The organism is Halorubrum sp. AD140, assembly GCF_034497445.1.
Classification (GTDB): domain Archaea; phylum Halobacteriota; class Halobacteria; order Halobacteriales; family Haloferacaceae; genus Halorubrum.
In genome coordinates this window covers 1-16,861 of sequence record NZ_JAXRUU010000064.1, presented here as the reverse complement: position 1 = coordinate 16,861, position 16,861 = coordinate 1, and the positions used below count along the sequence as shown (strand labels likewise).

The 16,861-nt window shown below is 69.7% G+C and carries 16 protein-coding genes; 5 read left to right on the top strand and 11 right to left on the bottom strand.

Annotated features, from left to right (window positions below):
- A partial coding sequence (locus U4E84_RS13825; protein ID WP_322532696.1) for a minichromosome maintenance protein MCM occupies positions 1–1,826 on the bottom strand: 1,826 nt, incomplete at its 3' end.
- A gap of 115 nt (positions 1,827–1,941) precedes the next feature.
- Positions 1,942–2,304: a hypothetical protein gene (locus U4E84_RS13820; protein ID WP_322532695.1), complete on the bottom strand. Its 363-nt coding sequence runs from the start codon at positions 2,302–2,304 to the stop codon at positions 1,942–1,944.
- A 170-nt stretch (positions 2,305–2,474) separates the two neighbouring features.
- On the opposite strand from U4E84_RS13820, the gene U4E84_RS13815 reads away from it, so the two are divergent.
- A complete protein-coding gene (locus U4E84_RS13815; protein ID WP_322532694.1) occupies positions 2,475–4,817 on the top strand; it encodes a DEAD/DEAH box helicase in 2,343 nt (780 codons plus the stop codon).
- 33 nt (positions 4,818–4,850) lie between these two features.
- Here U4E84_RS13815 and U4E84_RS13810 read toward each other — a convergent pair whose 3' ends face one another.
- On the bottom strand, positions 4,851–6,200 hold the full coding sequence (locus U4E84_RS13810; protein ID WP_322532693.1) for a RimK/LysX family protein: 1,350 nt from the start codon (positions 6,198–6,200) through the stop codon (positions 4,851–4,853).
- A 129-nt stretch (positions 6,201–6,329) separates the two neighbouring features.
- Here U4E84_RS13810 and U4E84_RS13805 point away from each other — a divergent pair, with 129 nt between their 5' ends.
- Positions 6,330–7,091, top strand: coding sequence for a topoisomerase DNA-binding C4 zinc finger domain-containing protein (locus U4E84_RS13805; RefSeq protein WP_322532690.1), 762 nt, complete (start codon positions 6,330–6,332; stop codon positions 7,089–7,091).
- A 6-nt stretch (positions 7,092–7,097) separates the two neighbouring features.
- On the opposite strand, the gene U4E84_RS13800 is transcribed toward U4E84_RS13805, so the two are convergent.
- The 4 genes from U4E84_RS13800 to U4E84_RS13785 form a co-directional block, all read right to left on the bottom strand.
- Positions 7,098–8,084 (bottom strand): tyrosine--tRNA ligase, encoded by a 987-nt coding sequence (locus tag U4E84_RS13800; RefSeq protein WP_322532689.1) that lies wholly within the window; start codon positions 8,082–8,084, stop codon positions 7,098–7,100.
- Positions 8,085–8,172: 88 nt separating this feature from the next.
- The gene (locus U4E84_RS13795; RefSeq protein WP_322532688.1) at positions 8,173–10,224 is read right to left on the bottom strand and encodes a DUF460 domain-containing protein; all 2,052 of its coding nucleotides are present in this window, start codon (positions 10,222–10,224) and stop codon (positions 8,173–8,175) included.
- 56 nt (positions 10,225–10,280) lie between these two features.
- Complete coding sequence (locus tag U4E84_RS13790; RefSeq protein ID WP_322532687.1) at positions 10,281–10,580, bottom strand: HalOD1 output domain-containing protein; 300 nt, start codon at positions 10,578–10,580, stop codon at positions 10,281–10,283.
- Positions 10,581–10,732: 152 nt separating this feature from the next.
- Positions 10,733–11,533 carry a helix-turn-helix domain-containing protein gene (locus U4E84_RS13785; protein ID WP_322532686.1) on the bottom strand — a complete coding sequence of 267 codons (801 nt, stop codon included), beginning with the start codon at positions 11,531–11,533 and terminating at the stop codon, positions 10,733–10,735.
- A 302-nt stretch (positions 11,534–11,835) separates the two neighbouring features.
- Here U4E84_RS13785 and U4E84_RS13780 point away from each other — a divergent pair, with 302 nt between their 5' ends.
- Together U4E84_RS13780 and U4E84_RS13775 are read left to right on the top strand one after the other, a co-directional pair.
- A complete protein-coding gene (locus U4E84_RS13780) occupies positions 11,836–12,666 on the top strand; it encodes a helix-turn-helix domain-containing protein (protein WP_322532685.1) in 831 nt (276 codons plus the stop codon).
- A 112-nt stretch (positions 12,667–12,778) separates the two neighbouring features.
- Positions 12,779–13,027, top strand: coding sequence for a HalOD1 output domain-containing protein (locus U4E84_RS13775; protein ID WP_322532684.1), 249 nt, complete (start codon positions 12,779–12,781; stop codon positions 13,025–13,027).
- A 134-nt stretch (positions 13,028–13,161) separates the two neighbouring features.
- Here U4E84_RS13775 and panB read toward each other — a convergent pair whose 3' ends face one another.
- Positions 13,162–13,968 (bottom strand): 3-methyl-2-oxobutanoate hydroxymethyltransferase, encoded by an 807-nt coding sequence (panB, locus tag U4E84_RS13770; protein ID WP_322532683.1) that lies wholly within the window; start codon positions 13,966–13,968, stop codon positions 13,162–13,164.
- A gap of 128 nt (positions 13,969–14,096) precedes the next feature.
- Here panB and U4E84_RS13765 point away from each other — a divergent pair, with 128 nt between their 5' ends.
- Positions 14,097–14,414 carry a DUF5822 domain-containing protein gene (locus U4E84_RS13765; protein WP_322532682.1) on the top strand — a complete coding sequence of 106 codons (318 nt, stop codon included), beginning with the start codon at positions 14,097–14,099 and terminating at the stop codon, positions 14,412–14,414.
- Here U4E84_RS13765 and U4E84_RS13760 read toward each other — a convergent pair.
- The 3 genes from U4E84_RS13760 to U4E84_RS13750 form a co-directional block, all read right to left on the bottom strand.
- On the bottom strand, positions 14,411–14,992 hold the full coding sequence (locus U4E84_RS13760; protein WP_322532681.1) for an HAD-IA family hydrolase: 582 nt from the start codon (positions 14,990–14,992) through the stop codon (positions 14,411–14,413). The genes U4E84_RS13765 and U4E84_RS13760 overlap by 4 nt on opposite strands.
- Positions 14,989–16,185: an acyl-CoA dehydrogenase family protein gene (locus tag U4E84_RS13755; RefSeq protein WP_322532680.1), complete on the bottom strand. Its 1,197-nt coding sequence runs from the start codon at positions 16,183–16,185 to the stop codon at positions 14,989–14,991. The genes U4E84_RS13760 and U4E84_RS13755 overlap by 4 nt, the downstream gene beginning before the upstream one ends.
- A 78-nt stretch (positions 16,186–16,263) precedes the next feature.
- The coding region (locus U4E84_RS13750; protein ID WP_322532679.1) for an AIR synthase-related protein at positions 16,264–16,861 on the bottom strand (598 nt) is incomplete at its 5' end.

The following is a 16,861-nucleotide window of genomic DNA, read 5'->3' as shown; positions in this document are numbered from 1 at the left end:
CACGACTCGACGATGTCGGTCGCGCGGTCGGCGTCCTCGCGATCGACGGTGTCCGAGAGCCGGACCCGGGCGCTCGCCTCCGAGAGCCGCACCAGCGCCTCCAGCTTCCGGGCGGTGACGGGCACGGGCGCGTCCTCGTCGGCGCCCTTCGAGCGCAGGTCGACGTAGAACTCCTCGATCAGCTCCTTCGCCTCTTCCGTCATGGTGGGGTAACAGGAGCGCTTCGCGTGGGCGATGTACTTCCGCAGGAGCTCGGCGTCGATCTCCGGGGCGACCTCCTGGGTCATCTCCGCGACCTGATCGGACGTGAACTCCGAGCTGGCGAGCTCCGTCCGCTGGGTGTTGAGCTCGCCGGCGTAGTTCGTTTTGATGATGTGTTTCGCCAGCCGCGAGTCGTGTTCGGGGTCCGGGCTGTCCGTCACCGTGAAGATGAGGTCGAACCGCGAGATGAGCGCGGGCTCTAAGTCGATCTGCTCGCCGATCGGCTCGTACTGGTCGAATCGGCCGTACTTGGGATTCGCGGCGCCCAAGAGGGAACACCGCGCCTTCAGCGTCGCGTTGATCCCCGCCTTCGAGACGGAGATCTTCTGCTGTTCGAGTCCCTCGTGCATCGCGGAGCGGTCCGACGCTTCCATCTTATCTAGCTCGTCGACTGCGGCGATCCCCTTGTCGGCGAGCACGAGCGCGCCGGCCTCGAGCGACCACTGTTGGCCGTCGCCGAAGTCGTCCCTCACGGCCGCGGCCGTGAGACCCGCGGCCGACGATCCCTTCCCGGACGTGTACACCGAGCGGGGGGCAATGTTCTCTACGTACGATATCATCTGAGATTTACCCGTCCCGGGGTCGCCGATAAGAAGCATATGCAGGTCCCCGCGGATCCGCGAGCCGTCCGGGAGGTGTTTGGTGACGCCCGAGAACAGTTGGAGGATCATCGCGAGCTTCTCCTCCTCGTAGCCGTAGATGGCGGGCGCGATCGAGTCGACCATCGCGTCGTAGATGTCCTCGCGGTTCGAGAGTTCGATTATCTCGCGTTTGTCCGCCTCGGTGATGTCCATGTCCTCGAACTCCTCGTCCTCGATGGAGATGGCGACGCCGTCCATGTACAGGTCGAAGATGGCGGACTTCTCGTTGCCCTGTTCGACCTGTTCGATGTGGAGGACGCCGACGGCGGTGACGTGGTCGCCGGGGCTCACCTTCCCGGTGATGTCGTCGACGATGTCGATGTCGAGCGACTGGGGCGTCTCGCCGCCGCGGAGCCCCTCGGGCGACTCCTGAATGCGGAGCTTCTGGGAGTCGATGAACTCCGACTGGTCGAAGTTGACGCGGAAGGGGCCCTGCCGCTCGCAGCCCTGACACTCGTGGGGCTCCTGGAAGCCGCCGTCGCTCTGGGGGATGTACGTCATGGTGCCGCAGCGCTGGCACTCGAAAGCGGCCTCCGTCACCTTCGGGCGGACGTCGGTGGCTTTCCGGATGATCCCCTTCACCGAGACGAGCCTGCCGATGTGGTCGTCGTGAACGCGGATGCCGCGAATGTCGATGCTCTCGGGGAGGTTCTCGATCCGGACGTGCGCTCGCCCGAGGCTGACGTCGGCGGGGAGGTCGTAGAGCCGCAGCGCCTCCTCGGCGTACTCGCGCATCTGGTCCGGCTTCGTGCGGAAGTCCTCCGCGAGGTCGCGGTCGAACTGGAACAGATCGTCGTAGTCGACGTACAGGGAGCGCTGTTCGTTGGGGTACCGCTGCGCGAGGGTGCCGATCTCCTCGCGGTAGTAGTTGCGGTAGAACTGAATGAACCGCTCCGTGAGGTCCTGATTCCCGGCCTGAGCCATTACGGAGCCACTTCGTCGGCATCACGTATGAACCTCATGTTCGGAGCGGAGGTGAACCACGGCGGCCCACTCTCGACCCGCGAACGCGGGTGCGTGCGGCCCGATTCCGCCCCCGCTACGCTTTCGTCACGAACGTCGCGTCGGCGGAGGTGCGCCCCTCGTTGAACGAGAGCACCTTGGCGCGGATCACGTCGCCCGGAGAGAGGTCGCTCGGGATGTCCTCGGTGAAGACGACGAACCCCTCGACCTTGCCGACGGCGACCTCCTCGCCCGAGTGGTGGTCGGTGAGTTCGGTGACGCCGAACTCGTACGTCTCACCTATTTTGACGGGCGGCTCGCGTTCCTGTGCGGCCTCGTGGGCGCGCTTCGACTCCCGCGCGTCCCCCGACGGCCCGCGCAGGCGGCGGAACAGAACCAACAGGACGAGCACGGCGATCACGGCCACGGCCCCCACGAGGATCGGATCCGACGGTATCATACCGGTCGGTCGACCCGCGGTCACGTAAACGCTCGGGGTCGGCGGCGACGAACGCGCCCGCGGCTACCGACCCGCCCACATGAGAAACGCCTTTGCGCTGGAGGCCCCCCACTCCACGTGATGCGAACAACGCTCGGTCGCCGTCGAGTCGCCCGCGGGCGTGGTGCGGCGTGAAGGTCGCGGACGCGGTACCGGAGTTCGCCGACGCGTTCGGGTTCGAGGAGTTCAATCGGATGCAACGCGAGGCGCTGCCGGGGATCTTAGAGACCGATCACAACGTCGTCGCCTCCGCGCCGACGGCCTCCGGCAAGACCGCGCTCGCCGAGCTCGCGATCTGCAAGACCCTCTCGGAGGGCGGGACGGCCCTCTTCATCGCGCCGCTGCGCGCGCTCACCAACGAGAAGGAGAGCGAGTGGGAGCGCTTCGAGTCGCTCGGCTACTCGGTGTACGTCGTCTCCGGCGAGCGCGACCTGAACCCCCGTCGCGCCGAGCGCGCGGACGTGCTCGTGACGACCCCGGAGAAGGCCGACAGCGCCACCCGAAAGCACGACTCCGCGCGGTACTCGTTCGTGACCGACGTGGACTGCGTCGTCATCGACGAGGTCCACCTCCTCGACTCCGAGAAGCGCGGCGCGGTGCTGGAGGTGACGGTCTCGCGGCTCCGCCGCCTGCAGGACCCCCGCGTCGTCGCCCTCTCGGCGACGATGCCGAACGTTGGGGACGTGGCCGAGTGGCTCGACGCGCCCGCCGAGACGACCTACGAGTTCGGCGACGAGTACCGCCCGGTCGACTTAGAGACCGGCGTGAAGACGTACTCGCACGGCTCGAACGCGTTCGCGGACAAGTACCGGCGGCTCTACCGCGCGCTCGATCTGGCCGAGCCGCACGTGCGCGAGGACGGGCAGGCGCTCGTGTTCGTCTCCTCGCGACAGGACACGGTGCAGGCGGCCAAGAAGGCGCGCGACGAGATCGCGGAACGCGACATCCCCGTGGACTCCCGCGGCGACTACGACTTCCACAACGAGGCGAAAGAGCTCACGAACGACACGCTCCGACAGTCGGTCACCGACGGCGTCGGCTTCCACCACGCCGGGCTCGGGAAGGGGGACCGCGACCGCGTCGAGGAGTGGTTCAAGCAGGGGAAGATCAAGCTCCTCTTCTCCACGTCGACGCTCGCGTGGGGGGTGAACCTCCCGGCGCGCTGCGTCGTCATCCGCGACACGAAGTACCACGACCCGCTGGAGGGGGAGACGGACATCTCGCCGCTGGACGTGCTCCAGATGCTGGGGCGGGCGGGCCGGCCCGGCTACGACGACGTGGGGTACGGCTGGGTGGTCTGTGACCGCGCGGACGCCGACCGGTACCGGGCCCTGCTGAGGGAGGGCAAGGAGATCGAGTCGCGGCTCGCCGCGGAGCTGGAGTCGCACCTCAACGCGGAGATCGCGATGGGGACCATCCGCGGACTGGAGGACGTCATGGCGTGGCTCGAGACCACCTTCTACTACGTCCGCGCCGAATCGAAGCCAGAGGAGTACGACTTCGCGACGCTCCGCGACCGCGTGCGCGACACCCTCGACTCGCTCGTCGACGACGGGTTCGTCGCGGCCGACGACGCCCTCGCGATCGAGCCCACGGGGCTCGGGCGGCTCGCCTCGAAGTACTACCTCCGCTTAGACACCGCCCGTCGCTTCCGGCGGCTCGCCGACCGCGAGACGCTGACGGTCGATCGCGTCCTGGAGACCGTCGCGTCGGCCGGCGAGTTCGACTCGGTGTCGGCGCGGTCGGCCGAGTCCGACGCCATCGACCGCATCCTCGACGGCCGCGACACGGACCTGGAGGACGGCCACCGGAAGGTGTTCGCCATCCTGCTCGCGGGGATGGCCGACTCGATCCCCTCGGACCTGCGCTCGGACGCGTGGGTTATCCGGCAGAACGCGCTCCGCCTGCTGGCCGCGCTCGCGGAGTTCCTCGACCGGTTCGCCGGCCCGCGCGCCGCCAACCTCGCGTGCCGCGTCGAGGCGCGCGTCGAGCACGGCGTCTCGCGGGAGGCGGTCGCGCTCACCGCGATAGACGGGGTCGGCTCCGGCCGCGCGGAGCGGCTCGCGGACGCCGGGCTCACCTCCCCGTCCGCCGTCGTCGACGCTGGCGCCGGCGCGCTGGAGAGCGCCGGCATGAGCGGCTCCGTCGCCGAGCGGATCGTCGACGCCGCCCGCGACTGCCCCCGGATCGACGTCGACTGGGGCGACTTCCCCGACGCGGTCGCCGTCGGCGAGAACGAGCTGTGCGAGGTCGCGGTCTCCACCGTCTCCGGGAGCGCCCGGACGGGGATCCGCGTCACCGTCAACGACGTGGAGATGACCGCGACGACGACGTACCTCGACGGGGAGACGACGGTCCCGGTCGGCGTGTTCGGCCCGCCCGACGCCGACGAGCTGACGTTCGTCGTCGAGGTCGTCTTCCCCGACCTGCCGCTGATGCCCGTTCGGGCCACGCGGACGGTGCGAGTGGCATAGGCCGCTCGCTACGCCCGCCGGTCCGGCGCGGGCTCACTCCTCGCGTTCCCGCTTCCTGACGTCCACGTGATACCTGTCGAGGAGGTCCCGACCGAGGAGCACCGGGTACGCCATGTGGGTCCGGTCCTCGATGCTCGCGGTCGCGGTCTGCCAGCGGTCCCCGATCTTCACGTCGATCTCGACGAGCGGACGCTTCTGCCGGCCGGTCCGCGATCCGGACCTCACCTGCACCGTGTCGACGATGGGGCCGGCGCCGATCTCCGCGGCGACGTCGAAGTCGATGCTCGTCCGCCGGGCGCCGGTGTCCGACTTGGCGACCACGTCAACCGCCCGCTCGCCCGCGCTCACCGTCACGCGTTCGGTGTAGCCGACGGTCCCCGGTTCCTCCGGCTCCGGGTCGAGCGACGGCTTACACGCCGGCACCGAGTCGTCCAACACGGCCGCGAGCTCGGCGACGCGGTCCGGATCGACACTGCCGCCGCCCCGCTCGACCGCGAGGGCGGCGATGTACGGCGCGGGGCTGATCCCCGTCGCCTCGAAGAGCCCCTTGAATCCCGCCGTCACGTTCACCTCAAGGACGTACCACGTGCCGTCGCGACACAGCAGGTCCACGCCGGCGTAGTCGAGGTCGAGCGCGTCGGCCGCCTCCCGCGAGAGCCGCGCCGCCTCCTCGGGAAGGTCGTCGGTGAAGTCCTCGACCTCGCCACCGACGGCGACGTTCGTGCGCCACTCGTCCGACGGCGCGTACCGCTTCATGCCGGCGACGACGCGGCCGTCGACGACGTACGCGCGGACGTCGTACGGTCGTTCTGTGCCGGTGTCGACGAACTCTTGGAGGAACGCTCGCCGGCGAGCGATGTGCGGCGAGACGGCGTCGTCCGCGCCGACGACCGACATCCGAGCCCCGCCCGTCCCGATCGCGGACTTGTGGACCGCTTTCTCGCCCGTGAGGCGGTTCCCCTCGTTGATCGCCCGGTGCGTGAGCGCCAGGTAAGCGTCCGGAACCCGGATCCCGGCCGCGGTGAGCGTCGCCGCGGCGCCGTACTTGTGCAGGGCCTGAACGACCACGGCCGGCGGATTCAACACGGGACGCGAGGCGGCGTAGCTCGTCGCGACGCCGAGGTCGTCGAGCGGCTGCGCGGCCTTCGTCATGAGGAGACGGTTCGCGACGACCTCCACGTCGGGGTCGAACCGGAGGCTTCCGTCTTCGATCCAGGACCGAGCGTTCTCCTCGCGGAGCCACACCGGCTCGTGGCCCAGCGCGTGAACGGCGTTGAGGATCGCTTTGGTCTCCTTGCTGTTGTGGAAGCTGAGCACCCCGACCCGAACGGGGGTGGCTTCGTCAGCTGTGCTCGACCGGTCCGGACCGCGACCCTCGCTCATATGTAGAGTTACGGAAACGATCTTGTTAAACTACCCACACGTTTCCCCGGTCCGGGAACCCCGTCCGGTCGGTCGCGGCCACTGCTCGCCGGCCACTATTTAAACCGGAGAACGGGGCAACCCCGCGGCATGCCCGAACGACTCCGCGTGTTCGCAGGCGACTGTCGAGTGACCGAACGCGGCGACCGCTCCCGGACCCACCGGGGGCGCGTCGTCGTCCTGATAAAGCCGGACGACACCACCCTCGTCCACGACGCCGACGGCTACCAGCCGGTGGCGTGGCTCACCCGGCCCGAGAGCGTCGTCGTCGAGGGCGACCGCGACGGCTTCTCCGTCACTGCCCGTGACGGCACCCGCTCCCTCCAAATCGTCGCCGAGGAGGCGACCGCCGGCCGCGCCCTGCCGGTCTCGGAGGCCGGGATCCCGGTCGGCACCTGCCCGGAGGACGGCGGGCCGCTCGTGCGCTCGCGCGGCGACGTGGTCTGTCTCGACTGCGAGGAGCGCTGGGGGCTCCCCGCGGGCGCGAGCGTCACCGACGGAATCTGTGACGACTGCGGGCTCCCGAAGGTCCGGATCGAGCGCGGCGAGCCGTTCCACCTCTGTCTCGACCCCGCGTGCGACCCGATGGAGGCCGCCGTCAGCGACCGGTTTGACCGCGTCTGGGACTGCCCCGACTGCGACGGCGAACTGCTCGTCAACTCCGCGCCCGGTCGCGTCTACCTCGGCTGTGAGAACTACCCCGACTGCGAGACGACGTTCTCGGTCCCCTCCGGCGTCGTCGTCGACCGGTGCGACTGCGGGCTCCCCGTCTTTGAGACGGCCACGGGTCGCGGCTGTCTCGACGGGAGCTGCGAGCGCGAGGGGCGCGCGTCGGGCGACGGAGGGGACTAATAACGCCTACTCCGCGAGCTGCTCGCGTCCCGGCGCGATGAGCCGGTCGAGATACTCCGCGAGCGCGCCCTTCGCGTCTGCCGGATGGAGCTCGCCGGACTCCAGGTCGGCCTCTAAGGCGTCGTACTCCTCGTACTCCAAGTCGCCGCCGTACTCCTCGGGGCGCTCGACGCGGACCGTCTCGAACCGGGGGAACACGTGGTACTCGAACACCTGCAGGACGGGGTTCTCGCGCGACTCGTCGTCGTCGGTCGGTTCCGGGTCGGCCGTCGGCGGGCAGTACGCGTCGTTCACCTTCGACTCGATGTCCGCGCGGGAGTCCTCCATCGAGATGGTGACGCCCGTGCTGGAGGACATCTTCCCCCGGCCGGTGCCGAGGTCGGCGATGAGCGGCGTGTGCAGGCTCGTCGGCGGCTCGCGGTCGATGCTCGGGAGCACGTCGCGCGCGAGCATGTGGACCTTCCGCTGCTCCATCCCGCCGACCGCCAGGTCGACGCCGAGGTACGGGATGTCGAGCGCCTGCATCAGGGGGTACACCGCCTGCGACACCTTCACCGAGTCGCCGGAGGTGATCTCGGCCATCGCGCGCTCGGCCCGCGCGAGCGTCGTCTCCAGCTCCAGCGAGTGGAGGTCCAGCGTGTAGTCGTCGTCGAGCTGGAAGTCGGAGCCGAGCACGAACTGGGTGTTCGACTCGTCGAGCCCGTACGCGATGAACTGGTCGCGCATGCGCTCTGCGGTGTGGCGGATCTCCTCGAACGAGCCCTTGTCGTTGAGGTAGGCGTGCACGTCCGCGAGCAGCACCGTCACCTCGAAGCCGACCTGCTGGAGGTCGATGAGCTTGTTCGCGGTGAGCATGTGCCCGATGTGGAGGACCCCCGAGGGCTCGTAGCCGACGTACGCCCGCTTCCCGTCGGGGTCGTCGGCCAGCGCCTCGATCTCCTCCTCGGTGACCACCTCGGCCGCGTTCCGGGTGATCCGCTCGTAGGCGTCCATACTCCCGACTGTGCGGTTGTCGGTCATATGACTTCTGGATGCGTGCGGCCGACTCTCGACCGCCGTGGCAAGGCCGAGACGGGCGAGTTCACTCCTCGGTCTCCGGCGGCGTCCGCCCCGCCCGGTGCTCCGAGATGATCCGGTCGAGGTGCTCCTGTTTCTCCGCCCTCCGCCGCCGCTCTGCTCGCTTCTCCCAGTCGTCGAGGGCGTCCTCCAGTTCCCCCTCGTTCGCGACCGCGAGTTCGTCGACCTCGCGCACCGGGACCGCGTCGGCGGGGACGACCGGCACGTCGTGGTCGAAGAGGACCTGGTCGGCGACGGCCGAGAGGTTTCCGTCGCGGATCACCGCTCGGGGGTCCGTCTCGGCCAGCCGCTCGGCGGTCCGGCGGCCCGCTCCCGAGGCGTCCCGGAGGTAGACGACGTCGCCGGCGACGAGCCCGTACGCCTCGTCGGCGGCCTTCAGCGCGTCGAGCGTGAACTGCTCGACGACCTTCACGCTGACGAGCCCCCGGTCCGCGGCCAGGTCGTCGAAGTTGGAGTGGTCGAGCCGCCACAGCTCCTTCAGCGTCTCCACTTTCCCCTCCAGCTCCTCGGCGGTCTCCCGCGCCTCGTCGCGCTCGCGCTCCAACCGGTCGGTCTCGCGTTCGAGCCGGGAGACGACCCGTCGCGTGCGCGCCTCCACGCGCTCCTCGCGCTTCGCCTCCTCTAACTCCGACTCCAGCTCCGCGATCCGGTCGTCGCGCTCGGCGAGGTCCGCCTCGAGCGACTCCGCGTGTGACTCCAGCCGGTCGACGCGCTCGCGGAGCCGGCGGATCGTCTCCTCCTCCTCGGTGCGCTCGGGCTCGGTCGGGTCCGTCTCGTCGGCGTCGCCCGCTCCGTCGCCGCCCTCACCGCCCTCGTCCTCGCTCAGCTCCGCGACGACGGACTCCACGGAGGCGCCGCCCGCGACGACCCCCGCGATCACCGCCTCGCGGTCGAGCCGCGGCGGCGTCTTCGCCGCGATGCGCTCGAACTGGTCCTCGTGGTCGTCGTAGGCGTACAGCGCCGCCGCCAGCGCGTCGCGCTCGTGGTCGTTGTCGTAGCTCGCCTCCCGGGTCCGGTGGAGCTTCTCGTCGACGGGGAGGTCGGTGGTCGGCCGCCACCCCGCGGCGTCGAACGACCGCCGGAACTTCTCGACGGTCTCGGGCATCGGCTCCACGTCGGCGGCGACGATGACCGGACGGCCCTGTTCGATTATCCACTCGGTCACCTCGGCGGTGTCGGCCGTCCGTGAGGAGTACAGCGCGTGGACGGTGCCGTCGAGCCCGACCACGGCGGCCGCGGTGGTGGTGCCGGGATCGATCCCGACGATCACCCGGTCGCGCCGCTTTACGAGCGGCTCGTACTCGATCCCGTCGCGGCGCTCGCGCTCGACCTCCACGCGCACGTCGCCGGCCCGCGAGTTCGACACCGGGATCTCCTCGGGGCGCGCCGCCACCGTGAACGTCGCGTTCGCGTAGCCGCCGTACTTCTCGGTCACGTCGCGCTCGAAGTCGAGGTTCGCCTCCGTCAGCTTCGACTGGACCTGTCGCGTCCGCTTCCGGACGTTCCCGTGGATCCGCCGGGTGTATCGGTCCTGGCTCCAGCCGCCCTTCCCGGTCGAGCGCCCCCGGGACACCTTCACCCTCGTCTCGTCGGTGAAGGCGGTCACCTCGTGGCCGACGTTGGCGGCCGCGAGCCGGGCCGACGCCTCCGCCTCCTTCATCGGCTCTTTCCCGTACGGGATCCCGTGGCGGGAGGCGACCCGCGAGAGCGGCTCCGGGCGCTCCGCGCCGGTCACCTGCACGAGTCGGGTGCCGTCGGGAAGCGACCGGAGGAACCCGACGAGCTCCCCTTGGTCCGCCGCCAGCTCGTAGGCGTTGTCGGTGGCGACATAGCGGGGCTCGCGGTCGTCGATCAGCCGGCAGAGCTTCCGGAAGGAGACCACGTCGCGGGTCACCCGCGCCATCGGCCCCTCGGCGTCGGGCGCGTCCGGGTCGTCCTCGTCGACGGGGTCCAGGATGACGAGGGCGTAGGAGGGGTCGTCGCCGCGGACGTCGCCGCTGTGCACGTCGACGCCGAACACCGGCCGGTCGCGGGCGCGGATGGTCCGGGCAGTCACGCCGCGAGGTAGGCCGTTCGCGCGTATATACCCCACGCCGAAACGGCCGCCGAGACCTACCGGACTTCGACCCAGCCGCTGCTGGCGACCCGGACCGCGACGCCGTCGTACGCGAACGACACCGTGACCGAGTCTTCGGGATCGCCCGTCCGCGAACCCAGGAGCGCGTCCAGCGCGTCGGGGTCGACGTAGTCGTACAACGGGGGCATGGCCGTGGGATCGCGACCCGTCGACGCGGCGAGCGCCTCGATCACGGCCGTACTCGGCTGCGTCGGCGCACTCCACGTGTGCTGGACGCTCGCCGTGGGCTCCGTCGTCGACTCGTCGGCTTCCTCGGGCTCGTTATCGGATGTCATACATACCTGTCTCTGGTGGACGGCAGAAGCGGCGACGACGCGCTCTCGCGACTTCGCGCCATAACGACACGACACCAACGCTCACTGTAACACCGGACATGGACGCACCCGGCATATACTTTTTGTGATAACCTGAGTGACCCTCCCGGGCGTCACTCGTCGCCCCGAATACCGTCGAGCTGCCACGCGAACAGCTCTTTCAACACGACGACCAGGCTGTTCGTTTCGCCCGTCCCCCAGATCGCGGTCTCCTCGCGGAACTCCGGCGGATGCGCGCCGTCGTCGCTCACGAGGACGCTCGCGAGCGTTTTCTTCTCGTCCACCATCAGGAGTCGGCCCGCGGACACGTCCGACCACTCCCAGATCGACTCGAACGTCTCGGCTTCCGGAATCTCCCGTTGGGCCCTCGATCGCACGTCCGAGGACTGTCCGGCCAGTCGAATCGCGACGCCGCGGTCGGCCGCCGCTCGAAGTGCCTCGAGGCACTCGTCGTCGAGGAGCTCCTCGACGGTCATGTAGACGACCTCGTCGGTCGCCGCGTCGATGAACTCCAGCGTTCGGTCCACGACCGCTCCCCGTCCCGTGACCGTCCAGACGCCGCGTTGCTCCTCGGACCGGGAGATCGGTTCCAGCTCGTCGAGCGCGTCCGTCAACACGTTCACGCGGTGGGCGTAGTCGTAGTGAAACCGGCGGCCGGTCGTCTCCGCGGAGATGGAGGCGAACCGCTTCGGTGTCGAGTGCTGGACGTCCACGAGTCCGCGGTCGCGTAACTCGGCGGCGGCGTCGTACACGCGCGTGCGGGGGACCTCGGAAACGGCGCTCACGTCCTGGGCGGTACCGTCGCCGAGGCTCACGAGCGCGACGAACGTCTGTGCGGCGTACGTGGTCAACCCGAACGCTTTGAGCTGCTCGATCGCCGTCGATCGCGCTTGGTCGGAGGTGTCGGGACACATGATGGGTGCGTACGTCTCTCGGAGACTCCCCGTGGGGGAGTCGGCATACAACGAAAGGGGTTGGGACCTCAACTGCTGTTGTATGCCACTTATCGCATTGGTTGCGTCCCGTATAATCTTGTTGTGATTATTTGAGTTACTTCCTACGTGTAAGACAGAAAGCATATGATCGATTCGCGCGGTGAATCCCTCTCACGTCGTAGATGCGGGCGAATGCGGTGCGCGCTACGGGGAAGGTGTTTTCACGCAGAGAATTAAACAGCTATCAGCTACTGCGTTTCGGTAGCGTGAGTTGGGACCTCATGGATGACAGTTCAAGCCAGAACGAAGCGATCGAATTGCTACAGCAGCTCGGGCTGCAGGAGTACGAGGCGAAGGCCTTCGTCGCGTTGACGCGAGTTCCGCAGGGAACGGCCAAAGAGCTCAGCGAGATCTCCGACGTGCCTCGGACTCGGGTGTACGACGCGGTCCGGGTGCTGGAATCGAAGGGGCTCGTCGAGGTTCAACACTCGAGTCCGCAGCAGTTTCGCGCCGTCTCGATCGACGAGGCGGCCGATACGCTCCACGAGGAATACGAGACGCGGACGGAGCGACTTCGGAAGATCCTCGCGTCGATCGACGACGTGTCCACCGACGCCGAAGTCGACGTCACCCACGAGGTGTGGGCGCTCTCGGGCGCGTCCGCGATCGCGAACCGGACTCAGCGACTGATCGACGACGCCGACCGCGAGATCGTGTTCGTTCTGGGCGACGAAGGCGTGTTCACCGACCCGCTCGTCGCCAGGCTCCGGGCCGCCCAGCAGCGCGGCGTGAGCGTCGTTCTCGGGACCACTACCGAAGCGATCCGAGACCGCGTTCAGGACGAACTCCCCGAGTCCGAGGTGTTCGTGTCGGGACTGGAGTGGCTGAGCGGATCGATCCGGCGGGACGACGAGACGGAGATCGGTCGGTTGGTGCTGGTGGACGAGAGCACGATTCTGGTGAGTACGTACCACGAAACGGCCGCGGACGGACACAAACACGAGCAGGCGGTGTTCGGTCGCGGATTCGAGAACGGCCTCGTGACGATCGTGCGGCGCTTGATGGCGACCGGGTTACTGCCCGTCGAGGACGCGAGCAGCGGCGAGCGGTGACTCCCTAACTGGTGGACGGCGCACGGGAGCTGCAAGTCAACGCGTACCGTTACGCACCACCTAACGTATTAGGTAACGGTTATTTGTGCCTCAGACCTCACCCTTTGCGCTAATGAGAGATGATGTGATCACGGACATCGTAATCAGCATCGCGGATGCGGAAGGTGTCGCACCGCGCGATCTGGACCTCGTGTTGTCCGATCACATCGACATCGACTCGGTGGGACGGCTGGTGAACGCGGAGAAGGGAAGCTGGTGGCTTGCATTTGACGTTCCGGGGTATACGGTGACCGTCTGGAGTGACGGGTCGGTGCTGGTCGAACCCAAAAACGCCCCCCGCCGATCGAACGCCCCGGTGTGAGACGGACGACGCACTCGATAGCGTCGCGTCGAACTCGCCGCGTCGCGCTCGCCGCGCCGGCCGGCGTCCGTGTTCCCGTCCCGACCGCATCGAGTCTTGACGGCCTCCCGAGTTGAGGCGTCACCGAAGCCGGCTCAGTACAGGTCGTCGAGGCCCTCCTCGACGTGCGAGTGTTCCTCGCCCGGGAACGCGCCGCTCTCGACGGCCTCGCGGTACGCGGCGACCGCGTCGGCCATCTCGCCGCGGACGTCGCCGAACCGCTCGGAGAAGGGGGGCGACCACTCGCCGAGGCCGACCACGTCGTTGATCACGAGCACCTGTCCGTCGCAGTCGGGACCGGCGCCGATCCCGATGGTGGGAACGTCGAGCGCCTCCGTCACCGCCCCCGCGAGGTTCGCGGGCACGTGCTCCAACACGAGCGAGAACGCGCCGGCGTCCGCGTGCGCCCCGGCGAGGTCGATTATCTCCGCGGCGGCGTCTCGGTCGGTCCCCTGCCGCGTGTATCCGCCGAGTCGATTGACGTGCTGGGGCGTCAGCCCGAGGTGCGCCATCACCGGGATCCCCACGTCCGTCATCCGCCGGGTCGTCTCGACGGTGTGCGGGCCGCTCTCGATCTTCACCGCGTCGGCGTCGGCCTCCTTCAGCAGGCGGCCGGCGTTGCGCACCGACTCGGCCTCGTCGACGCCGAACGAGAGGAACGGCATGTCGGCGACGACGAGGGCGTCTTCGGTCGCGCGGGCGACCGCGGCCGTCCGGCTCTCGACCTCCGCCATCGTCACGGGGAGCGTGGAGTCGTAGCCGAGCACGGCGTTGCCCATGCTGTCGCCGACGAGGACGACGTCGATACCGGCCTCGTCGACGACCGCCGCGGTGGGGGCGTCGTACGCGGTCAGCATCGTGATCGGCGCCTCGCGGTCCCGGAGTCCCCGCGTCGTGGTCATATCGGGACTCGCCCCCGCGACTGGTTAAATTCGCCGGGATCCGGAAACCGTGCTCGCTTCGCCCGCCGCGCGTCGCTGACCGGCCCGCAACCGCCACCGATTTGGCACTCGCACCCGGACGTGCGACCGTGCAACCTGTCGAGCGGGCCGACTACGAGGGCGTCGACTACGGCTGGGTGATGCAGACGACGTTCGTCGTCACCATCCTCGTCGGCGCGCCGGTCGTCGCGGTCCTCTCCGCGTTCGTCACCCTCGACTCCTGGGGGGCCCGCGCCGCCTTCGCGGTCCGCGTCGGCGCGCCGATCTGGTTCGTCACCGCCGTCGCCGTCGCGGTCTACGCCCGCCGCACAGCCGCCGGGGACGGGGGCGTCGAGCAGGCCGACAGCGACTCCGTCGGGGACGACGGCACTGCCGCCGACGGCGCCGAAGACGACGCCGGCGACTAGATCAGGTCCGCCGCCCACGCGAACGCGACGCCCGCGCGCTCCGCCGTCACCGCGTCGCGCCGCGAGTCGCCGACGAAGAGGGCGCCGGACGGCTCCGCGCCGAGGCGCTCGACCGCCGCGAGCAGCGACTCCGGCTCCGGCTTGTGCGTCTCGACCGTGTCGCGGCCGACGATCGCGTCCGCGTCGAGCGCGTCGCCGAGCCCGTGCGTCTCGACGGCGATCCGACACGCCTCCTCGCAGTTGAGCGAGCAGACGCCGGCTGGGGGCTCGTTCGATCGAGTCCCCCCTCCCTCGACCAGCCGCTCTCCGAGCGGGAGCAGCGTCGAGCCGCGCGCGCCGGCCCGCTCGTGGTCCGCGATCGCCTCCTCGACCTGGTCGCCGACGCCGTACTCCGGGGCCGCCTCCAGCAGCCCCCAGAGCTCGTCGGTCGGCGGCTTGACGGCGTGTTCGGCGTACACGGAGAGCACGGACTCCGCGACCGCTCCCCAGTCGACCAGGAGTTCGACGAGCGTCCCGTCGAGGTCGTAGACGACGGCGTCGTAGCCGGCGAGGCCGGTCCGTTCGTCGTCTCCTGTCATCGTCCGCCCAACACCCCCCGCGCGATGATCGTCTTCTGGATCTCCGTGGTGCCCTCGTAGATCTCCGTGATCTTCGCGTCGCGGTAGAGCCGCTCCACGTCGAAGTCGGTCGTGTAGCCGTAGCCGCCGTGGATCTGGACGGCCTCGTTGGTCACCGACATCGCCGCCTCGCTGGCGCGGTACTTCGCCTTCGAGGCCGCGACGCGGTTGTCCTCGCCCGCCTCGGCCTGTCGGCACGCCTCCCGCACGAGCAGGCGGGCCGCGGAGACGTCCGTCGCCATCTCCGCGAGCGTGTGGCGGATCGCCTGGATCTCGGCTATCGGCTCGCCGAACTGCTCGCGCTCGGTCGCGTAGGAACGCGCCTCGTCGAGCGCTGCCTGCGCCAGGCCGACCGCCTGCGCCGCGATCCCGATCCGGCCGCCGGTGAGGATCCGGAACGCGGCCGAGAGCCCCGCCCCCTCCTCGGTGAGCCGGTTCTCGGCCGGAATTCGGCAGTCGTCGAAGCTGATCCCGGTCGTGTCCGAGGCCCGCAGACCCAGCTTCTCCTCCTTTTGTCCGACCTCGAACCCCTCGGCGTCGGCCGGGACGAGGAACTGGGTGATCGACCCCGCGTCGTCGCCGTCGGCACTCTCCCCGCTCCCGCCGTCCGGGCGGACGACCTTCGCGAAGACGATGGCGACGCCGCCCCGCGCCCCGTTCGTGATCCACTGCTTCTCGCCGTCGAGGACGTACTCGTCGGCGTCGGGGTCGTACGCGGCGGTCGTCGACATCTCGGCCGGGTTCGATCCGGCCTGCGGCTCGGAGAGACAGAACATCCCGACGGGCCGTCCCTCGGCCGCCATCTGCGGGAGCCAGCGCTCGCGCTGGGTCTCGCCGCCGAACTCGGCGATACAGGAGGTCGCGAGACAGTGGACGGAGAGCGCGGTCGCGACCGCGAGGCTGCCGTACGCCAGCTCCTCGTTGACGACCGCGTACGTCGTCGCGTCGGCGTCGAAACCGCCGTGCTCCTCGGGGACCGTGAGGCCGGTCAGCCCGAGCTCCGCGAGCCCGTCCCACGCGCCTTCCGGGAACGACTCGGTCTCGTCGGCCTCGGCGGCTCCGGGTCGGACTTCCTCGGCCGCGAACTCACGGACGAGCTCCCGTATCGCCTCCTCTTCGTCGGTGAGCGCCGATCCGACGCGTGCGCCAGTCATGGCACCCGGTTCGATCGCACACGGAAAAAGGTGCGCGGTCGGGGTGAGGGTCCGACTCCCGACCGCCCGGTCCCTCCGCTACTCCCAGAGCGGATACAGCTCGTCGCGCGGCGGCTCGGCGATCCGCTCGCCGTCGAGGAGGACGGTGCCGGGGCTGGCGGCGTCGCGGTCGCGGTCGTCGCGTCCCTCCGCTTCCCGAACCTCGCCGATCTCGCCGACGTCGACCCCGGCCGCCGCCAGCGCGTCGGTCGCCTCGTCGACGCGCTCGGGGGGGACCGCCGCCAGCAGCGCACCCGAGCCGAACGTCGCCAGCGGGTCGACGCCGAGCGCGTCGCAGCAGGTCCGCGTTTCGGGTCGAACCGGAACCCGGTCGCGCTCGACCTCGAGGACCGCCCCGCTCGCGCTCGCCGTCTCGACGAGGGCGGTCAGCAGCCCGCCTTCGGTCGGGTCGTGCATGGCGCTCGCGGCGTCGCGGACGGCGGCCGCGTCGGGGACGACGCTCACGTCGCCGAGGAACCCGGCGGCGGCATCGAGCGTCGCGGCCGACACGCCCGCCTCGGCGCACGCCTCGCGGAAGTCCGTCGCGAGGATCGCGGTCGCCTCGATCCCGGCGCCCTTGGTGAGGAGCAGCCGATCGCCCGGCGCGGCCCCGCCGCCCGACACGAACCGGTCCGTC